The organism is Ruegeria sp. AM2 (assembly GCF_056540685.1).
The window spans coordinates 1-18,956 of record NZ_JBQFXE010000021.1 but is presented as its reverse complement, the minus strand read 5'-3'; the positions used below and the strand labels follow the sequence as shown (position 1 = coordinate 18,956).

13 protein-coding genes are annotated in these 18,956 nt (G+C 59.4%); 7 read left to right on the top strand and 6 right to left on the bottom strand.

Annotated features, from left to right (window positions below; translation table 11 throughout):
• Nucleotides 1-1,653, top strand: a 1,653-nt coding sequence (locus tag ACR0CR_RS20250; protein WP_480602687.1) for a GMC family oxidoreductase, incomplete at its 5' end; no start/stop codon positions are given.
• Nucleotides 1,654-2,649: 996 nt separating this feature from the next.
• Here the strand turns inward: ACR0CR_RS20250 and ACR0CR_RS20245 are convergent.
• Both ACR0CR_RS20245 and ACR0CR_RS20240 read right to left on the bottom strand, forming a co-directional pair.
• Nucleotides 2,650-3,378 (bottom strand): response regulator transcription factor, encoded by a 729-nt coding sequence (locus ACR0CR_RS20245; RefSeq protein WP_480602685.1) that lies wholly within the window; start codon nucleotides 3,376-3,378, stop codon nucleotides 2,650-2,652.
• On the bottom strand, nucleotides 3,375-5,747 hold the full coding sequence (locus ACR0CR_RS20240) for an ATP-binding protein (protein ID WP_480602684.1): 2,373 nt from the start codon (nucleotides 5,745-5,747) through the stop codon (nucleotides 3,375-3,377). The genes ACR0CR_RS20245 and ACR0CR_RS20240 overlap by 4 nt, the downstream gene beginning before the upstream one ends.
• 210 nt (nucleotides 5,748-5,957) lie before the next feature.
• On the opposite strand from ACR0CR_RS20240, the gene ACR0CR_RS20235 reads away from it, so the two are divergent.
• From ACR0CR_RS20235 to ACR0CR_RS20210, 6 genes are read left to right on the top strand one after another with little or no spacing between them, the layout of a single operon-like run.
• The gene (locus ACR0CR_RS20235; RefSeq protein WP_480602682.1) at nucleotides 5,958-8,693 is read left to right on the top strand and encodes a molybdopterin-dependent oxidoreductase; all 2,736 of its coding nucleotides are present in this window, start codon (nucleotides 5,958-5,960) and stop codon (nucleotides 8,691-8,693) included.
• A 27-nt stretch (nucleotides 8,694-8,720) separates the two neighbouring features.
• Complete coding sequence (gene clrB, locus ACR0CR_RS20230) at nucleotides 8,721-9,701, top strand: chlorate reductase subunit beta (protein ID WP_480602680.1); 981 nt, start codon at nucleotides 8,721-8,723, stop codon at nucleotides 9,699-9,701.
• Entirely contained in the window at nucleotides 9,701-10,456 is a 756-nt protein-coding gene (locus tag ACR0CR_RS20225) for a molecular chaperone TorD family protein (RefSeq protein ID WP_480602678.1), read from the top strand. Before clrB ends, ACR0CR_RS20225 begins: the two co-directional genes overlap by 1 nt.
• An 11-nt stretch (nucleotides 10,457-10,467) precedes the next feature.
• Nucleotides 10,468-11,232, top strand: coding sequence for an ethylbenzene dehydrogenase-related protein (locus ACR0CR_RS20220; RefSeq protein ID WP_480602676.1), 765 nt, complete (start codon nucleotides 10,468-10,470; stop codon nucleotides 11,230-11,232).
• A gap of 3 nt (nucleotides 11,233-11,235) precedes the next feature.
• A complete protein-coding gene (locus ACR0CR_RS20215; protein ID WP_480602674.1) occupies nucleotides 11,236-12,333 on the top strand; it encodes a P-loop NTPase in 1,098 nt (365 codons plus the stop codon).
• Nucleotides 12,334-14,178 (top strand): WD40/YVTN/BNR-like repeat-containing protein, encoded by a 1,845-nt coding sequence (locus ACR0CR_RS20210; protein WP_480602672.1) that lies wholly within the window; start codon nucleotides 12,334-12,336, stop codon nucleotides 14,176-14,178.
• A 3-nt stretch (nucleotides 14,179-14,181) separates the two neighbouring features.
• Here the strand turns inward: ACR0CR_RS20210 and ACR0CR_RS20205 are convergent, their stop codons facing one another.
• The 4 genes from ACR0CR_RS20205 to ACR0CR_RS20190 all read right to left on the bottom strand — a co-directional run bounded on the left by ACR0CR_RS20205 (nucleotide 14,182) and on the right by ACR0CR_RS20190 (nucleotide 18,911).
• Nucleotides 14,182-15,783 (bottom strand): GMC family oxidoreductase, encoded by a 1,602-nt coding sequence (locus ACR0CR_RS20205; RefSeq protein ID WP_480602669.1) that lies wholly within the window; start codon nucleotides 15,781-15,783, stop codon nucleotides 14,182-14,184.
• A 40-nt stretch (nucleotides 15,784-15,823) separates the two neighbouring features.
• Nucleotides 15,824-16,792 carry an enoyl-CoA hydratase/isomerase family protein gene (locus ACR0CR_RS20200; protein WP_480602667.1) on the bottom strand — a complete coding sequence of 323 codons (969 nt, stop codon included), beginning with the start codon at nucleotides 16,790-16,792 and terminating at the stop codon, nucleotides 15,824-15,826.
• Between the two features lie 18 nt (nucleotides 16,793-16,810).
• On the bottom strand, nucleotides 16,811-17,584 hold the full coding sequence (locus ACR0CR_RS20195) for an enoyl-CoA hydratase-related protein (RefSeq protein WP_480602691.1): 774 nt from the start codon (nucleotides 17,582-17,584) through the stop codon (nucleotides 16,811-16,813).
• Between the two features lie 97 nt (nucleotides 17,585-17,681).
• Nucleotides 17,682-18,911 carry a CaiB/BaiF CoA transferase family protein gene (locus ACR0CR_RS20190; RefSeq protein ID WP_480602689.1) on the bottom strand — a complete coding sequence of 410 codons (1,230 nt, stop codon included), beginning with the start codon at nucleotides 18,909-18,911 and terminating at the stop codon, nucleotides 17,682-17,684.
• Nucleotides 18,912-18,956: the final 45 nt, after the last annotated feature.

The window sequence follows — 18,956 nt, the reverse complement described above, 5'->3', positions numbered from 1 at the left end:
GAAACCTTTGACTATGTCGTCGTAGGGGCCGGCACCGCCGGCTGCCTGCTGGCCAATCGTCTCAGCAAGGATCCGTCGAAACGCGTGTTGCTGCTGGAAGCTGGTAAGAAAGACAATTACCCGTGGATCCACATCCCTGTCGGGTATCTGTATTGCATCGGCAACCCGCGCACCGACTGGCTGTACCAGACCGAGCCCGACAAGGGCTTGAACGGCCGCACGCTGCGCTATCCGCGCGGCAAGACGCTAGGGGGCTGCTCGTCGATCAACGGCATGATCTATATGCGCGGCCAGGCGCGCGATTTCGACAATTGGGCAAAGCTGAGCGGCGAAGAGGGCTGGAGCTGGGAGAACTCTCTGCCTGACTTCAAGGCGCATGAGAACCACTACAAGTTGGATGGCGGGGCGGACCCGGCGACCGGCGACAACAGCCGCTTTTCCGACCTGCATGGCCATGGTGGCGAGTGGCGTGTCGAAAAGCAGCGCCTGCAATGGGACGTGCTGGATTCCTTTGCCAAGGCCGCAAACGAGGCGGGCATTGAATCGACCGACGATTTCAACTCGGGCGACAATGCCGGGGTCGGTTACTTTGACGTCAACCAGAAATCGGGCTGGCGCTGGAACACCTCCAAGGGGTTCCTGCGTCCTGCGAAAGACCGTCAGAACCTGACCATTTGGACGGAAGCGCAGGTCGAACGTCTGACCTTTGACACCACCGATGACGGCGCAACCCGCTGTTCCGGCGCGGTTGTTCGCCGAGCGGGTCAGCCCGTAACTGTCAAGGCGCAGGCCGAGGTCATTCTGTCCGCCGGGGCCATCAACTCGCCGCAGATTCTGCAGCTGTCGGGCATCGGGGATGGCGCATTCCTGAAATCGCAGGGCATCGACGTGGTGCTGGACGCGCCCGCCGTGGGTGAGAACCTGCAGGATCACCTGCAGATCCGCGCCGTGTTCAAAGTGGACGGGGCCAAGACCCTGAACACGCTGGCCAACAGCCTGGTGGGCAAGGCCAAGATCGGCCTGCAATATGCGCTGCAGCGCTCGGGCCCAATGAGCATGTCGCCCAGCCAGCTGGGTGCCTTCACCCGGTCGGACCCCAGCCGCACCCACGCCAATCTGGAATATCACGTCCAGCCGCTGAGCCTTGAGGCCTTTGGCGAAGACCTGCATGATTTCCCGGCGATTACGGTTAGTGTCTGCAACTTGAACCCCACCAGCCGTGGCCATGTGCGCATCCGGTCGGGCAAATATAACGACGCGCCGATGATCGCGCCGAACTATCTGGACACCGAGGATGACCGCAAGGTCGCCGCCGACAGCCTGCGTCAAGTGCGTGAAATCATGGCGAAACCGGCCATGAAACGCTATAATCCGCAGGAATGGAAGCCGGGCACGCAGTACCAGTCCGATGAGGAACTGGCCAAGCTGGCGGGCGATATCGCCAACACGATCTTCCACCCCGTCGGCACGGCCAAGATGGGCAGCGCGGATGATCCGACGGCAGTGGTTGACCCTCAACTCAAGGTCAAGGGGATCAAGGGATTGCGCGTGGTCGATGCCTCGATCATGCCCGAGATCACCAGCGGAAACACCAACGCTCCGACTCTGATGATCGCAGAAAAAGCGGCGCGTTGGATTCAGGCCGGTATGTAGGCCTGAACGATACCAGGATCAGAGACCCGGGTTCTTGGGAGGACCCGGGCGTCTTCACATCATATATGGCCGAGTGCCCAACATTTTTGGCAAGGATAGTGCAAATGGCACCTGCCAGTGTCCGCCGACCTGCCGCTTGGCAGGGTCAAGGTGATCGATCTTGGCCAGCCCGACCAACGCGAAGCTGACCCGCAACAAACGTATCGTGACGCTGAACATTAAGATCAGCGAAGGCATGGATCGGGTTGGCGGGGATGAGGGTCGGTCTAGCCGTCGATCACGGCGAACAAGGTAGCGCTGCAATAGACGCAACCGCTTTCATTGCCCGCCACACTGCGACCAGTATGACTGCGAAATAGCGGGGCTTGGCCGCCGAATTGTCGGAACCAAAGGTGGTATTATTACCGAGCTGCATGTCATCTGTGATGATCAAGGACGCGTGCTCAGACTGTTGGAATCCACCGGGCAAATCTTTGGGCTTGGGTTGCGCACCGCTTGGGCTTGGTTTGGATGCTTGGCGATCGTGGCTATGACGTCGGCTGATTTCGAGAAACAGAGAAAGACAATAGGGATGCACGCCAATGTCGCCGCCAAAAAGAAGCGTGAGTCGACAATCAAGTGTGACAAGCCCAGATAAAAGCGGCGAAATCGGATCGAGATCACGTTTGGCAGGCTCAAGGTTTGGCGGCGCGTGGCAACACGCTATGACCTTTGTCCTACGGGCTACTTTTCAACCATCGCCCCGGCAGCAACCGTCATATTCCTAGTGTGACTCTTGCCGCAAATATCTGCCAGAAAAACACCAAGAATATTTAAAATGCTTTGCGCGATCAAATCTGGGATCTTGGTGGTTCAAAAGTAGATGACCTAAGACGTCGGCTTATATCCGCCGGGCGGCGATCCTAAAACTCTTTCATTCGCGCCCGTTCATCAATCGCCGAAACGTCCGCTTGCAAGCGCAACCTTCGCAAGATCGAGGTTCCGAAATTCAGCATTTCACCCCGAAAACTGGACATTCAGCATATAGCCCGTGCGATGAACGGTGACGATTTCGGCGGGCATCGTTTTCAGGCGTCGCCGCAAGCGATTGATCAATACGTCAATCGTCCGATCACCCGGGGCCCATTCCCGAGCGCAGGCAAATTGCGACAGCTCATCCCGAGTTTGAACCTCGCCCGTGTGCAGTAACAGGACGTGCAGCAGCCGGGCTTCGGCGGGTGCCAGAATCGAAGAACATCCCTTGGCTTCAAGACGGCGGCTGCGCGGGTCAAAAGACATACCTGCCGCTTCAAACCGTTCCGGATTCTGATCGGCGGCAGTGCGGGGCCGGGTATTCAGTAGCTGTCTGATGCGGCTGCTCAGTTCCAGCGGATTGAACGGCTTGGTGATGTATTCTTCTGCCCCCAGGCCAAGACCCAAAAGTTTGTCCCGGGTGTCGTTCATGGCGCTCAGGATCATGACTGGGCAATCGCTGCTATTCTTGACGGATTGCAAAAGCAACAGCCCATCGCTGTCTGGCAGTTTTCGATCCAGCAGTACCAAGTCAAACCGGGACGACGCCAACTCTCGTTCGGCTTCGCTGGCCGAGGCGACGACATGGCATTCGGCGCCTGAGTTTCCCACGATGTCACGCAGCATCAACTGAACGATGGGGTCATCTTCGATGCACAATACCTTGTGGGTTCTGATATCCGATGGCTGCCGCGTTGTTGAGGTCATACTCATTTCACCCCCCAAGCAGCCTTAAGCCGCAGCCACGACGGTAAGTCGGCCAGATCCTTGTCCACGGCCGGAATGAAGGGGGTCAGGCAGTCGACCGCATCCGCATCGCAGGCCGCTTCGAGCTTGCGCAACCCGATTTCCAGGTCAGTCAAACCCAATACCGCGCAGCTTCCGGCAAGACGATGCGCAGACAACGCCAGAGCGTGCCGGGGAGTGCCCGCCCCGGTCAAGGTGAGCGTCTGCCGAAAATTGGACCAGCTGGCATCGAATGTCTCAATCATTGCCGCGACCGTTTCCGGTGCAAGGCCCTGCAACCCGTCGAAATCTCCTTGACCGGCAGACAAGGCCGCGTAAGCGCGGGACCGAGACCCAAAGATTGCCGAGGCCAATGTGACCTGCCCTGCAGGTTTGGCCAGAACCTCATCAAAATCCTGTTGTTTTCCGGCCAGCGCTTCAATATTTGCCGTCAGCGCCAAGAACCGGGCTGGTTGACCCGACTGACTTTTCAACGACTTGACCAATGTGGGCCCGTCGCCGTCCGGCAAGAGATAGTCGACAACAAATACATCAAAATCGGTCAGCGCTGCCAACTGCATTGCCTCGCGCGCAGTTGCGGCTTGAGTGACCACAAGGCCGATGCGTTCCAGTTGCCGGGCGGTCACCAGTGCACCGATCGGATCGTCATCTATCAAAAGGCAAAACTGCGCCTCAGGGTGTGCGGCGCCAATCTCCCTTGCGTCCTCTCGATCATCTGGCTTGTGACGCCCCGCTTGCATAAGCGGCACTTCGAATGAAACGCGGGCTCCGTTCGTAAGGTTCTCGTAGCTGATCCTGCCTTCCATCGCCTCAACCAGATAATGCGAGATCGCCAGACCCAGCCCCGACCCTCCGTTTCCGGTGTCGCGCGCGATGGTTTTGCGAAACGGACTTTCTAGCGCAGCCGCGGCGGCGCGGGGTATGCCCGGCCCGTGATCCGTGACGTCAAAACGCAACAGGTCCTGCCCGGTTTCGTCCCGATGGTGGAGGACCGACACATCGACGCCGCGACCGTCATCTGCCTTTTGAGCGTTTGAGACAAGATTGCTGAGGACCTGTTGCGTGATGCCCCAATCTAAACAAACGGTTTTGGGGACATTGCCATCGACCTCGATATTCAGCGGCGATTGCGTCACATTCCGCCCGATCGTGGCGATGTCCCCAAACGCGCGGATTTCTTCGTGTAAATCCGTCTCTGATGGCCTTGGTACCGGAGGTTCATTCTCGAATTTTGAATAATCCAGAACATTGGTAAGCGTTTGCAGCAGCGACTTGCCTGCTCCCTCGATTATGTCCAGATAAGTCGCGCCACTGGACTGATCTGCGGTGCGCAACAACTCGGCGGCACCAAGGACACCATGCAGCGGTGTTCGGATTTCATGGCTCATCGTTGCCAGAAATCGCGACATACCCTGCTCGGATTGACGCGCCTTTTCCGCCTTGCGTTGCAGTTCGGTGACATCGTTGAGCAGAACAACATGGCCGATTGCGGTATTCTCGACCGCGTCGTGCAAAGTTCGGGTGCGAATGTCAAAGCACCTTGGCCCGTCCAGAGTATCCATCCAGATCGGGCCATCTGACGTTTGGGTATTGGCCATGATCTGATCTATGACGGATTGCAGGTTTTTCTTACGGCTGCGCATCGAACGCAGATAAATGACGTCTCCTGCCTGCGCGTCACGGCCAACGAACAGCTCGGCTGAGGCCTGATTGGCGTTCACAAGCCTGCCATCCCTATCCAAAAGGAAGGCCGCGTTTTGCAGGCTTTCAAAGATCGCGAAATACCGGTCCTTGTCCAAAGTGATTGCGCGCGACCTTTCCTGCAGCTCGCGCAGGCGCTGATTGTCACTTTTGTCGTTCCAATCCGCGCTGATGCTTAACTCGACCTCGTCAAAGAAATCCCTCACGCGAGAGGTTTCATTGTCGGACATGCCGCCGGGCAAATTCCTCAATTCTGACAGGTAAAGGTTGCGAAAATGCTTGAACAAACCGACATACATCTGAAGCGTAATGCCCAATGCGCGATGCTGACGCGCAATAATACGCATACGTGAAAATCGCGGATCGCGCGCGTAATCAAGCGTCGCCATCGGACCAGCAGGAGAGTCTGTCGAGCTTGTGAGGTAATCCGACAGAGAATCCGTCACGCTGACGATAGCCTCGACCCAGGCGGCCCGGATCGTGGTGGTGAAGGGAGCGTATCCGTTGGATTTTGCAATCTCGATGGATTGATCCACCAACGGCTCAAGGCGCTGGGTCAGGTAATCCGTCAGCGCTGTGATCTGGCTGTTTCGCCCGAAACTGGACGACGTGGCTTGATCTGTGTCGGTTGGCATTTGCGGTCAGTATGTTGGCCCGCCCTTTACGCAGGTCTTGGCATCAATAACAGCACTATTATCGGCCTCCGGGAACCCCCCCAGGAGCGATGTTAACAACTCGTTAACATCTCATAACAACTTCGCTGCCTTTGCGCGCCTGCCATTCGCTATCGTGAATTCAGCCACGCGACCCATTGAAATGGGCGACCAGCCATAGGGAGGAAGACTATGCTGCGCATGAAGCGTCGTGAGTTTTTGCAGACATCATCACTTGCGGGGGCCGGAGTGCTGGCTGCAAATCAGGCATGGTCCCTGAACCGGCTGGAACCGATCGAGGACACTCTGGCCGAGGAATACCCCTATCGCGACTGGGAAGACCTGTATCGCCGAGAATTCACCTGGGACAAGATCGGCAAGGCGGCGCATTGCATCAACTGCGTCGGCAATTGTGCGTTCGACGTCTATGTCAAGGACGGCATTGTCATCCGCGAGGAACAGCTGGCCAAGTACCCACAGATCAATCCCAACGTGCCCGACGCCAACCCGCGCGGATGCCAGAAGGGCTCGATCCATTCCGCCGCCATGTACGAAGGCGACCGCCTGCGGTACCCGATGAAGCGCGTCGGCGAGCGCGGCGAGGGCAAATGGCAGCGCATGGAATGGGACGAGATCACCGAAGAAATCGCCGACAAGATCATCGACATTTTCGAAAACCACGGGCCGGGTCAACTGATGACACATACCGGGTCGGGGAACCTGTCGATGGTCCGGTTTGCGGCGCCATACCGGTTCGCCTCGCTGGTCGGCGGGGTGCAGTTGGACATTTTCACCGACGTCGGCGACCTGAACACCGGTGCGCATCTGGCCTATGGCAACCCGCTGGAAAGCTTTACCTCGGATGCGTGGTTCGATGCCGACTATATCATGATGTCGCTGTTCAACCCGAACGCCACCCGCATCCCCGACGCGCATTACCTGTGGGAGGCCAAATACAACGGCGCGCGCGTCGTGTCGGTGGCACCGGACTATAACCCCTCGTCGATCCACGCCGATCTGTGGATGCCGATCAAACAGGGGGCTGATCCGTTTTTGGCCATGTCGATGGTCAACGTCATCCTCGAAGAAGGTCTCTACAAGGCCGATTTCGTCAAGGAGCAAACCGACCTGCCGGTGCTGGTGCGCACGGATAACGGCAAACTGCTGCGCGAGGCGGATCTGGTCGATGGCGGCTCGGATCAGAATTTCTATCACTGGGATCTCAACAGCAACGCTGCGGTGATGCTGAAAGGCTCGATGGGGTCCGAGGAAAAGACCATCGCGCTTGAGGGTATCGACCCGGCGCTGGAGGGCACCTTTACGGTCGAAGGGATCGAAGTCACGACCGTTTTTGAAAACGTCCGGGCCGAGGCCGCGAAATACACGCCCGAGGCCATGGTCGAAACCACCGGGATTGCTGCAGAAACCGTGCGTGGCGAGGCCCGCGCCATTGCTGCTGCGAAAAAGGCGATCCTGATGCTGGGCTTCAATGTCGGGCGTTATTCGAACGGCATCTACACCGGATGGTCACAGGCACTGGTGCTGGCGCTGACCGGGCATGGTGGCAAGACCGGCGGCATGGACACCTCATGGATCGATTGGAAACACGTGCCCTGGCTCAGCCTTGCGCTTTATGGGTTCGAGAAATTCCCCCGGCTGGAACCCGGCGGGCTGGGTGAATTTCAGCGCGGCCACATGATCGAACATGCGCGCGAATATTTCGACGCCGAAAAGCTGAAAGAGCGTGTGGGCTTTAACGTCGACGAGATGGAAGAGATGATCGACGAAAGCATCTCGGAAGGCTGGATGCCCTATAGCGGCGACGTCAAAGGGCTGATCTCGATCGCGGACAACAAGTTCCGCCGCAACAAATTTGCCGATAAATACCGCGACCGTATTCTGCACGAGGTCGAGGAACTGTTCGTCGATATCAACGTCCGCATGGATAGCACCGCGCAATGGGCCGACTATCTGCTGCCCGCCGCAAGCCACTATGAAGCGTGGGATTTGCGGTCGGTCGGGTTCCATCGGTTTATCAACGTCTTCTCGCGCCCCGTCGATCCGATCGGCGAGGCCAAGCCTGACTGGGAGATTATGGCCCTGCTGTCCCAGAAGATTCAGGAACGCGCCATCGCACGAGGAATCACCGAGGGTTATCAGGATGGCGATGTCACCCGCGATCTGCACACGATCTACGATGACTACACCATGAACCAGACCCTGCTGACGGATTATGACGCCACCAAATGGCTGGTTGATAACAGCCCCGAAATGGGTGGCGTGTCGCTGGAAGAGGCCGCCGAGCAAGGTTTTATCGTGATGAATGCCGAAGGTGGTAACAACCAGCCCATCCCGCCGGATGAGCCCTATAACCCGTTCGTCGCCCAGACCGTCGACAAGAAACCCTATGAGACGCTGACGGGACGCGTGACCTTCTATTGCGACCACCCGACGTTCGAGAAGATGGGCGCGACCGTCCCGACTGCGCGGCACCACGCGGGGGCCGAAGCGTCGAACTTCCCGCTGTCCTTCTATTCGCCACACACCCGCTGGGGCATCCATTCCAACTGGCGGTCGAACAAGTTCATGATGCGACTGCAGCGGGGTGAGCCGAACATCTACATCAACCCCAAACTGGCCGCCGAAAAGGGCATCACCGACGGATCGAACGTGCGCATCTTCAACAGCGCGGGTGAGTTTTTTGCTCAGGCCAAGTTCTATCCCAGCCTGCCCGACAAGACGATCATGATGGAGCATGGTTGGGAACCGCATCAGTACCAGCAGATGAAACCCATGAACAACACCATGGCCACGCTGATCCAGCCGCTCGAACTGGCGGGGGGCTGGGGGCATCTGGGGTTCAAGCTGTTCAAATGGAACGCGAACCAGCTTGCCCATGAAAGCGGCATTGACGTGGAACCGGCATAAGCGCCGCGCAAGAGGGAGGATTAAGACATGGCTGTGAAACGTCAACTGTCCATGGTGCTGGACCTGAACAAATGCATCGGCTGCCACACCTGCACATCGGCCTGCAAGCTGCAATGGACCAACCGCAATGGCCGCGAATACATGTACTGGAACAATGTCGAGACGATGCCCGGTACCGGCTATCCCAAGAACTATGCCGATATGGGCGGTGGCTTCGACGCCGACGGTGCCCTGCGGTTGGGCACCGAACCCAGCGCCGAGGATTATGGGGTCCCGTGGGACTACAACTACGAAGAGGCGCTGATGACCGGCACCGACCCCTGGCTGCGTCCGAACGTCAAACCCACCTGGGGCGCCAACTGGGACGAGGATGAGGGTGAGGGCGAATACCCCAACACCTACTACTTCTACCTGCCAAGGCTTTGTAATCATTGTGACAACCCCGCCTGCTTGGCAGCGTGTTCCCGCAATGCGATCTATAAACGGCAGGAGGACGGGATCGTTCTGATCGATCAGGAACGCTGCCGCGGCTACCGCTATTGCGTCTCGGCCTGCCCCTACAAGAAGGTGTATTTCAACGAAGAAATCTCGAAATCCGAGAAATGCATCTTCTGCTATCCGCGCATCGAAAAGGGCCTGCCCACGGCTTGCGCCAAGCAATGTGTCGGTCGCATCCGTTGGATCGGCTACCGCGATGACGAGGACGGTCCGATCCATACGCTTGTCGACAAATACAAGGTGGCGCTTCCACTGCACCCCGAGATGGGAACAAAACCAAACGTATTCTATGTGCCGCCACTATCACCACCCAAACTGGATGAAAACGGCGATACGACCACTGAATCCCGCGTGCCGTTGGAGTATCTGGAAAGCCTGTTCGGCGACGGCGTCAGCGCCGCGCTTGAGACGATCACTGCCGAACGCGCCAAAAAGGCCGACGGTGGTGAAAGTGAGCTGATGGATACCCTGATCGGCTATCGCCACGCCGAAATGTTCAAGCTCAGCTGATGTCGGTCTCTCTCTCCTCTCCCCCGCCCAAAGGTGACAGCCCCGCACGGGCGCAAGCCAAGGAAACCATCTGGCGTCTGGCGGCGCTGGCCTTTGGGCACCCTTCACGGGATTTGTATGAGGCCATCGCATCGGGCGAGTTTCAGGCGGCGTTCAGCGCGGCCTGGACGGATGTCACCGGCGCGGGGTGGCCCAAAATGCCGCCCTCATCCGACTATGACAGCTTTGAGGCAGGATATATCCGTGCCTTTTTGCACGGGCTTGGCGGCAAGCCCACAGCCGCCCTTTTGGCCGGGGATCACGAACATATCCTTGCCGGGCTGACGCGCCCTGTTTTCATGCTGAACATCGCAGCGTTCTACCGTCATTTCGGGCTGCAAGCGGCAACTTCGGACGAGGGGCGCAACGACGAACCCGACCACATGGCCAGCATGTTCGAACTGATGTCGGTGCTTTGTCATCTTGAGGCGCGCGCGCTGCGCGATGGCAAGGATGCCTCGGGCTATCGGCGCGCGCAGCGAGATTTTCTGTGCCGCTATCTTGGACCAACGCTGGATGCGGTGGCCGGGCTGCTGCGCCATCATACGGTGCAGCTACTGGACCCTACCTTGATGCAACTGGCCCAGGATCTGCACAGCTGGGCCGAGGCGCAGATTCATGAACTCGAAGCCCGCGTCGGCCCGTTCCGCGACCCCGATGCACCCCGCGCCGACACCTCACAGACCGCGACGCCCGCCCAGAACCTATGGGGATAAGGAGATCACAGATGCACAAAACGATCCCATACCTGACCGCCCTTGCACTGCTGTCCACGCCGCAGATCGCGAACTCGGAAACGCTGGCGGATGCCAATGTGAAACTGCTTGAGGCGTATGACAGCGTCAAAGTCTCGACCATTCCCGACGGGATTTACCTGCGCCGCGTGAATGACCCCGATGACATCATTTGGGACCGGCTGCCCGAATACCGCGTGTCGATGTTGCCCGCCCCGGCGGTGCATGAATCGGTCGAGTTGCGGGTGAACTATGATGCCGAGCCCAGCTTTCTATACATGACGCTGGCCCGCACGTCCGAGCGGTTCTATGTGCGCCTGCGCTGGGTTGATGACACCCCGAATGTTGCCACCGCCTTTGACAAATTTCGCGACGGCGCGGCGGTGCAGTTTGCGCTTGGCAGCGATGATACCTCCTATGTCATGGGCGATGGACCCGACAGTGCGGTGAACATCTGGTACTGGCAGCCCGGTGGCGACACCGTCCAGAACCTTGCCGCCGGAGGGCCGGGCAGCACCACGATGCTGGACGAACAGCCCGTCAGCGGCGACAGCCAGTATTTCAACAACGATGGCGACCCGAACGAATGGACGGTTGTCATGTCGCGCCCGATTGAATCCGAGGGCGCGCATAACACGTCTCTCACCCGCGACACGGTGCCAATGGCCTTTGCCGTCTGGCAGGGTGCGGAAAAGGAACGCGACGGGCTGAAACGTGTGTCGGACGGTTGGATTCTGCTTGATATGACGTCGGAGTAAGCCGTGGATTTCCTGACCCCAGAAGAAAAGGCAAGCGTGGTCAAAACCGATTGCGGACTGGGCCACGCCTGCCAGTTCTGCCCGCGCGAGGCCGAGTGTACGCTGGACAAGCCCCACCACAACAAGGTCCTGATCGAAAACCGCCTGCAACAGATCGACCAGATCATCGTGGTGCTGGCCAACAAAGGCGGCGTAGGCAAAAGCACTGTCAGCGCCAACCTTGCCGCCGGGCTGGCCCGCGACGGGTTCCGCGTGGGCGTCGCAGATGCGGATATCCACGGCCCCAATCAAAGCCGGTTCTTTGGCTTTGCCGGGGCTAAAATCCGCACCGCGCAATCCGGGTTGGAGACGCACGATTATCAAGGTGACGGGATCGCGCATCCGGTGCGGATCGGCTCGCTTGCTTTCATGCTTGAGGATGACACAACCCCGATTGTCTGGCGCGATGCCTATAAGCATGACTTTATTCACCACCTGATCGGCAGCTTCGACTGGGGCGCACTGGATTTTCTGATCGTCGACATGCCACCGGGAACAGGGAATGAGTTGATTACCCTGTGCGATATGCTCGAAGGCAGCAATACCTCGGCCGTTTTGGTGACTTCGCCGCAGGCGGTGGCGCAGATGGATAGCCTCAAGGCCGGGCGGTTCTGCAAGGAACGCGGGCTGCCGATGGTGGGCGCGGTGGTGAACATGGCCGGTGTGCAATGCCCCCATTGCCGGGAAGAATTCCACTTGTTCCCCGATGCGGGCGTCACGAAGGCTTTGGGCACGCTGGGGATCGACAAACTGGCCGAAATCCCTCTGTCACCCGAACTGGCCATGGGATCGGACAGCGGCGCGCCGATTGTGGCTGACCAGCCTGACAGCGTGGTGGCGCAATCTTTTGCACCAGCGATCCGGGCTGTGGCGGCGCTTGGGCAGCGCGACTTTCACCGCTCGGTCGCGGCATCGCTGCCCGGTGTCTTTGCCGAAAACTTGCAGGGCCAGGACATGCAAAACGCACTGGCCGAGCACGGAATAAGCACTGAACTGGCCGAATTGATGGATGCCGAAGCCGTGCGTTTGAAACAAGCCGGGGCGCAGAAGGGGAACGGATAAATGGATGGATCAGCCGACGTGATTTCCCGCCGGGGCCTGCTGCGCGGCAAGTTCGGATCCCGCCCCAGCGAGACAAAGGGATGGTATTCCGTCGAAGGCTTGCCGACCGGACCGGGAATTGTGTTTTGGGATGGTTGGGCCGACGCGGATGGGCTGTTTGTTGTCGGCGATGACGGTGTCATAGCCCATTTCGACGGCGTGGAGTGGGCCCGGATGCCCAGCCCTGCACCGGTACCACTTCATGCGCTGTGGGGCCGTGATCGGTCTGCGCTTTGGGCCGTGGGTTGGATGGGGCTGATCCTGCGTTTTGATGGCACGCAGTGGCACAAGATCCGGGGATGTGTCGTAGATGCGGATGGAAAGTACCCCTCGACCCCCGAAAACACACCACTGTTTGACATTTGCGGGTCAGACTCCGGTCAGGCTTGGGCCGTGGGGGACCAGGGGACAATCCTGCATTTCGACGGGACAGATTGGATGGCCGAAGACTCTGGCACCCGCGCACATCTGCGCAGCATCATCCGCTTGAATGACGGGCGGCTGTTGGCGGCGGGCGGAGATGGCACCGTGTTGCTGCGTGAAGCCGACGAATCCTGGACATCCCTTGATTGCCCCGTCGCCTCGAATTTCACAGGAGCACTGGCGCTGGAGGATGGCGGCGCGTTGCTGTGTGGCGGTCGCTATTTTGTGGATGCAAACGGCTTTCGTGGTGATCTGGTCCGATGGGATGGCGCGACCTTTGAAAAGCTATTCACCGACCACGAATTCAGCCGCTTTCGTGCACTCGGGCGCTCGGGTCGGGGTACGCTTGCCGTGGGCGATAGCGGACATATTCACTTGATCCGCGACACCCAAATTGACCGGGTTCAAAGTGGCACAGGGCATGATCTGCTGGGGCTGGTGCCGCTCCCCTCAGGCGAGGCGATGGCCGTGGGCGATTTCGGCACCGTGCTTGTCGGCGACGATCAGGCGCTGACCTGTTTTGCCCCAGCTGTTCAAGCCGGGGCCGAGCCTTCAGCCTGGGCCGAAATACCCAGCGGTACGGATCGGCAGTTATGGGGAATTTGGTACGACCCAACCCGTGACCAGCTATATGCCTGTGGCGAGGAAGGCAACGTATTGGTGAAGGATCGCGGCAAGTGGGAGGCCCTGCCCCCCGTCGGCGACCTTGGCATCCACGACCTGACCCGCGCGCCTGATGGTGGGCTGCTGGCTGCTGGGCAGTTGGGCGAGGTTCATCATTTCGACGGTTCCCAATGGCGCAAGCATTTCGACCTGCACATGGATGTCACCCTTCTATCACTGTGGTCGGACGGTGCAGGCCAGATTTTCGCCGCCGGCGATGAAGGTCTGGTGCTGCATTGGAACGGAGCGGATTGGCAGCGTATGCCGTCCGGTACCAAAAGCGCTCTTTATGGTCTTTGGGGCGTAGACGCAGAACACCTGCTGGCCGTAGGCGATTTCGGTCAGGTCATGCGTTGGAACGGCAAGCGCTGGGATGAGTTCAGCGCCGGAACCGAGCATTTCCTGTTCGACGTCTGGGGCCGCTCGCTCAGCGATATCTTCGTCGTTGGTCTGTCCGGCACGATCGGGCATTTCGACGGCACTCGCTGGACCATCACGCCGGTGCGGGCACGCAACGACTTGCTGGCAGTTACAGGAACTGATCGGAATGCAATGGCCGTGGGTGCCGCTGGAGCAGCCGCCCTATTCGACGGTCGGCGCTGGCATCTGGACGCCACAGGAACAACCGCCGGATTGCGTGCGGTCGCGGCGGACGCGCGAGGCCACTATTTTGCTTGCGGAGATGGCGGCACGATCCTGTCCCGCACCCCGGACAGTTAAGGCTCAGGTCTGCAGGATATAGCTGGCGGCCTTCTCGGCAATCATGATGGTCGGCGAGTTGGTGTTGCCCGACGTGATCGTCGGCATGATCGAGGCGTCAACGACTCGCAACCCCTGAACTCCGTTGACCCGCAGCTGCGAATCCACCACGGCGCTGTCGTCCTCGCCCATGCGGCATGTGCCAACAGGATGGAAGATCGTGGTGCCGATATCACCCGCCACCTTCGCCAGATCCTCATCGGATTGATAGGCTGCGCCGGGCTTGATTTCAGCCGGATTGTATTTGCGCATGACGTCCTGCCCGGCAATTTCACGCGCAAGCCGGATAGCACGGACAGCCACTTGCTTGTCCATCTCCGTACTCAGATAATTGGGGTCGATGGAAGGATGCGCCTTAGGATCGCCAGAGGTGATATGGATCGAACCCCGACTGCTGGGCCGCAGCGGCACGACACTGGCGGTGAAGGCGGGGAATGGGTGCAGCGGATCGCCGAATTTCTCAAGCGACAGGGGCTGGACGTGAAATTCCAGATCGGCGGTTTCGACCTCGGGGCCGGATTTGGCAAAGATTCCCAGTTGGCTGGGGGCCATGGACATCGGCCCCGATCGTTTCAGCATATATTCCAGCCCGATCCCCATCCGGCCCAGCAGCGACCCGGCCCGTTGGTTCAGGGTTTTGACACCCGCGACCCGGAACGCGACGCGCAGCTGCAGGTGATCTTGCAGGTTTTCCCCGACCCAGTCATTGCGGTGCACCACGTCAATCCCATGCCCGCGCAGATGTTCGGGTTTGCCGATGCCCGATAGTTCCAGCAACTGCGGAGACCCGACTGCACCAGCGGACAGTATCACCTCGGCTTTTGCTTTGAACTGCGTCACATGCCCATTGACCTCGGCTTCGACGCCCACGGCGCGTTTTCCATCGAACAGCACCCGCCGGGCCTGAGCCTGCGTCACGACACGCAGGTTGCCACGCTTGAGCGCGGGTCGCAGAAACCCTTTGGACGTGTTCCAACGCCAGCCGCCCTTTTGGTTCACCCGGAAATAGGCCGAACCTTCGTTGTCACCGCGATTGAAATCCTCTACCTTGGCGATCCCGGCTTGTTCCGCCGCATCGCGGTAGGCATCCAGAATCTCCCAAGTCAGGCGCTGTTCCTCGACTCGCCATTCGCCGCCGGTGCCGTGCATGGCGTCCGGCCCGGAATAGTAATCCTCGGACTTTTTGAAATAGGGCAGGACATCGTCCCAGCCCCAACCCGGATTGCCCATCTGCCGCCAAGTGTCATAATCCTGCGCCTGACCACGCATATAGATCATGCCGTTGATCGACGAACAGCCCCCCAGAACCCGCCCGCGCGGATAGTTCAGTGCGCGCCCATTCAACCCGTCCTGCCTGGCGGTCTGAAAACCCCAATCGGTCCGGGGATTGCCCATGCAATACAGATAGCCGACGGGAATGTGAATCCAGATGTAATTGTCTTTGCCTCCGGCTTCCAGAAGCAGCACCTTGTTGCGTGGGTTTTCCGAAAGGCGATTGGCCAGAACACACCCCGCCGAGCCGCCCCCCACGATCACATAGTCGAAATCTTCTGAGCCTTGGGTCATCTCGTTCCTTCTTGTCGTCAGAGGGGCAGTACCTGTTCTTTCAGTTACTCCGTGAATGCCAGTTCGGGCTGTGATCCTTGTCGACCAGCACCGCGCGGACGCCTTCGGGCAGATCGGGATGGCGGATGGCAACGCGCATGGCTTCGAATTCCTGTTCCAGGCATTCGGACAAAGTCAGCTCTTTGCCTCTGCGCAACAGGGTCAGAGATTCCAACAAGCTGCGCGGAGACGCATTGCGCAGCGCCTTCAGAGCGGCCTCTTTGCGTTTGCTGCGGTGCTGTTGCAGGCTTTCGGTAATCGTGCACAGCGTCGGTTGCGCGAAACAGACCGTCGTATCCGACAGCATCAGAATGTTAGGCTGATACCCAAGCGCCGCACAGAGATCATCGAGTATGTCATCTATCGGAAGATCCGTATGACACAGCGCCTTCATAAGCGCAGGCAAGGATTCGGTCACAGTCATATGGGTCGAAATCCCAAGACCATGTGCATCGAACCCGCGCACCGAGGCCCCGGTTAGGCCCATCCAGACCCCGCAATGATGTGGCATCCGCGACAGAAAATAGCTGCCGCCCACATCGGGAATGAACCCGATCGCAGTTTCCGGCATGGCAAATAGCGCACGTTCGGTCGCGATGCGATAGGCACCATGCACAGACAAACCCATACCGCCGCCCATACAAATCCCGTCAATCACCGAGATATAGGGTTTGGGAAACCCGGCGATCCGTTCGATCAGCGCATATTCCTCACGAAAGAACTGCTCGGCCTCGTCCAGCTTGTCGGCCAGAACCAGCTCGCGCACCCGACGCATATCGCCCCCGGCACAAAATGCCCGGTCGCTAGAGGATGTCAGAACCACGCAGAACACGGCCGGATCGTCCTGAAACTGGTCCAGGGCCGCGTCTATCTGGCGGATCATCTCAAGATTCAGGGCGTTCATCGCCTCGGGGCGGTTCAGGCTGATGATGCCTGAACGCCCTTGCTTTTCAACATTGACCAGTGACATGGCTTGTTCCGCCATTCTTCAGCGGTTGCGGAATACGGGTGCCCGCTTGGCGATAAACGCCGCCATGCCTTCTTTCTGGCCATCGGTCGCGAACGCGGCCTGGAACAGGCGGCGTTCATGCAGCACGCCCGGGGTCAGCCCGGTCTCCAATGCGTTGTTCACCGCTTCTTTGGCCATTGCCACGGCAGGGGCGTTCAAACCTGCAATCTGATGTGCCGCCTCCAGTGCAGTTTGCAGCAGATCTTCGGTAGGCACCACGCGGGCGACGATGCCCGATTCCTTGGCTTCGGCTGCGCCAATGGTCCGCCCGGTCAGGATCAGGTCCATGGCAAAGGCTTTGCCGATCGATTTGGTCAGGCGCTGAGAGCCCCCGATACCCGGCAGAATGCCCAGTTTGATCTCGGGCAGACCAAATTGCGCGTCTTCGCTGGCGATGATGAAATCGCACATCAGCGCCAGTTCGAACCCGCCACCCAGGGCAAAGCCGCTGACCGCCGCAATCACCGGTTTCTTGATGAACCGCATCTGATCCCAGTCGGCAAAGATGTCTTTTGCCAGCAGGTCCACCAGGTGCTTTTCGGCCATTTCCTCGATATCGGCACCCGCAGCAAAGGCGCGGGGGCTGCCGGTGATGACCACTGCGCCGATGCGGTCATCGGCGTCGAATTCCTTGAGGGTCTGCATCACCTCGGCGGCCAGTTGCAGGTTCAGCGCGTTCAGGCTTTTGGGCCGGTTCAGCGTGATCAGGCCAACACTTTCGCGACGCTCGACAATGATCTCCTCCAGCGCGATGCGCTCGGATTTGGCTTCGGGTGCGGCTTTCTTGGCGGTGTCGGCGGCTTTGGCCTTGGTCTTGTTGGTCGTCATGAGTTTTCTCCCGGAATCTGATTCAGTTCTTGAGACCAAAATCGGTCCAGTTGGTGCCCTCGGCGGGCGCTTCATCGGTGTGCTTGACCTTGGCCGAGCGATTCTGATCGTAGGATTCGAAATCCGCCATCTTCTCGGCCAGAATGGCCTCACGGTGCTGGTTCAGCCCCGGAGCGACCTGCGCCTGGTCGGGGTCCATATCCTTGTAGGCCGACAGCTTGATCGGGTTGCCGGCGGTGCGGAACGGCTTTTTGCCTTTGCCCTCGACCTGCACGATCATGTTGCGCGACAGCAGTTGCGGATGGTCCAGCAGCTTGTCGATGGTGTTGACCGGGCCACAGGGCACACCGGCCTCGTTCAGCGCGTCCAGCCAGTGTTCCATCGGCATTTTTGTGGTAACGGCCTCAATCGCCTCAACCATCTTGGGACGGTTGCGCACCCGCAGATCGTTGGACGCAAAATCCGGGTCCATCGCCAGATCGGGCGCGTTCAGTGCATCGGCCATCAGCAGGAACAGCTGGTCGTTCCCTGCGGCGATGACAAAGCGTTCATCCTTGGCCTGAAACGTCTCGAACGGGGCCAGCGAGGGGTGGCAATCCCCGGTGCGGGTCGGCACGACGCCTTCGACGTCATACCGCGCCAGAGCGGTTTCCATCAGCGCGGCCTGACAGTCCAGCATGCCGATATCAACCCGCTCACCCTGTGCGTTCTTGGTGCGTTTATACAGCGCCGACAGGATGCCGATCACGCCGAACAAGGCCGCGCCCAGATCGCCAAAGCTGGTGCCGACGCGCGCCGGGCGTTCGCCGGGCCAGCCGGTCAAGCTCATGACGCCGCCCATGGCCTGCACGACCATGTCATAGCCGGGCAGATCGGTCATCGGGCCGGAATGGCCAAAGCCCGAGATTGAGGCATAGATCAGATGAGGATGCGTCTTTGCCAGCCGCTCCGCGCCATACCCAAGTCGGTCCATCACGCCGGGCCGGAAGTTTTCGACCAGAACATCTGACGTATCCAGCAGGCGCTCCAGCAATTCACGGTCGCGGGGCGATTTCACATCCAGAACGATGCTCTCCTTGCCTCGGTTGAAGCTCATGAAATAGGCGCTTTCGGCGTCGATAAAGGGGGGAAAGGCGCGGGTGTCGTCGCCTGTCCCGAATTTCTCAACCTTGATCACCCGCGCGCCCAGGTCGGCCAGCACCATGGTGCAATACGGCCCCGCCAGTACGCGCGAGAAGTCAAGAACTGTGATCCCCGACAGGGGACCGCCTTCCAGTTTTTCGTCTTCGGGTTTCTG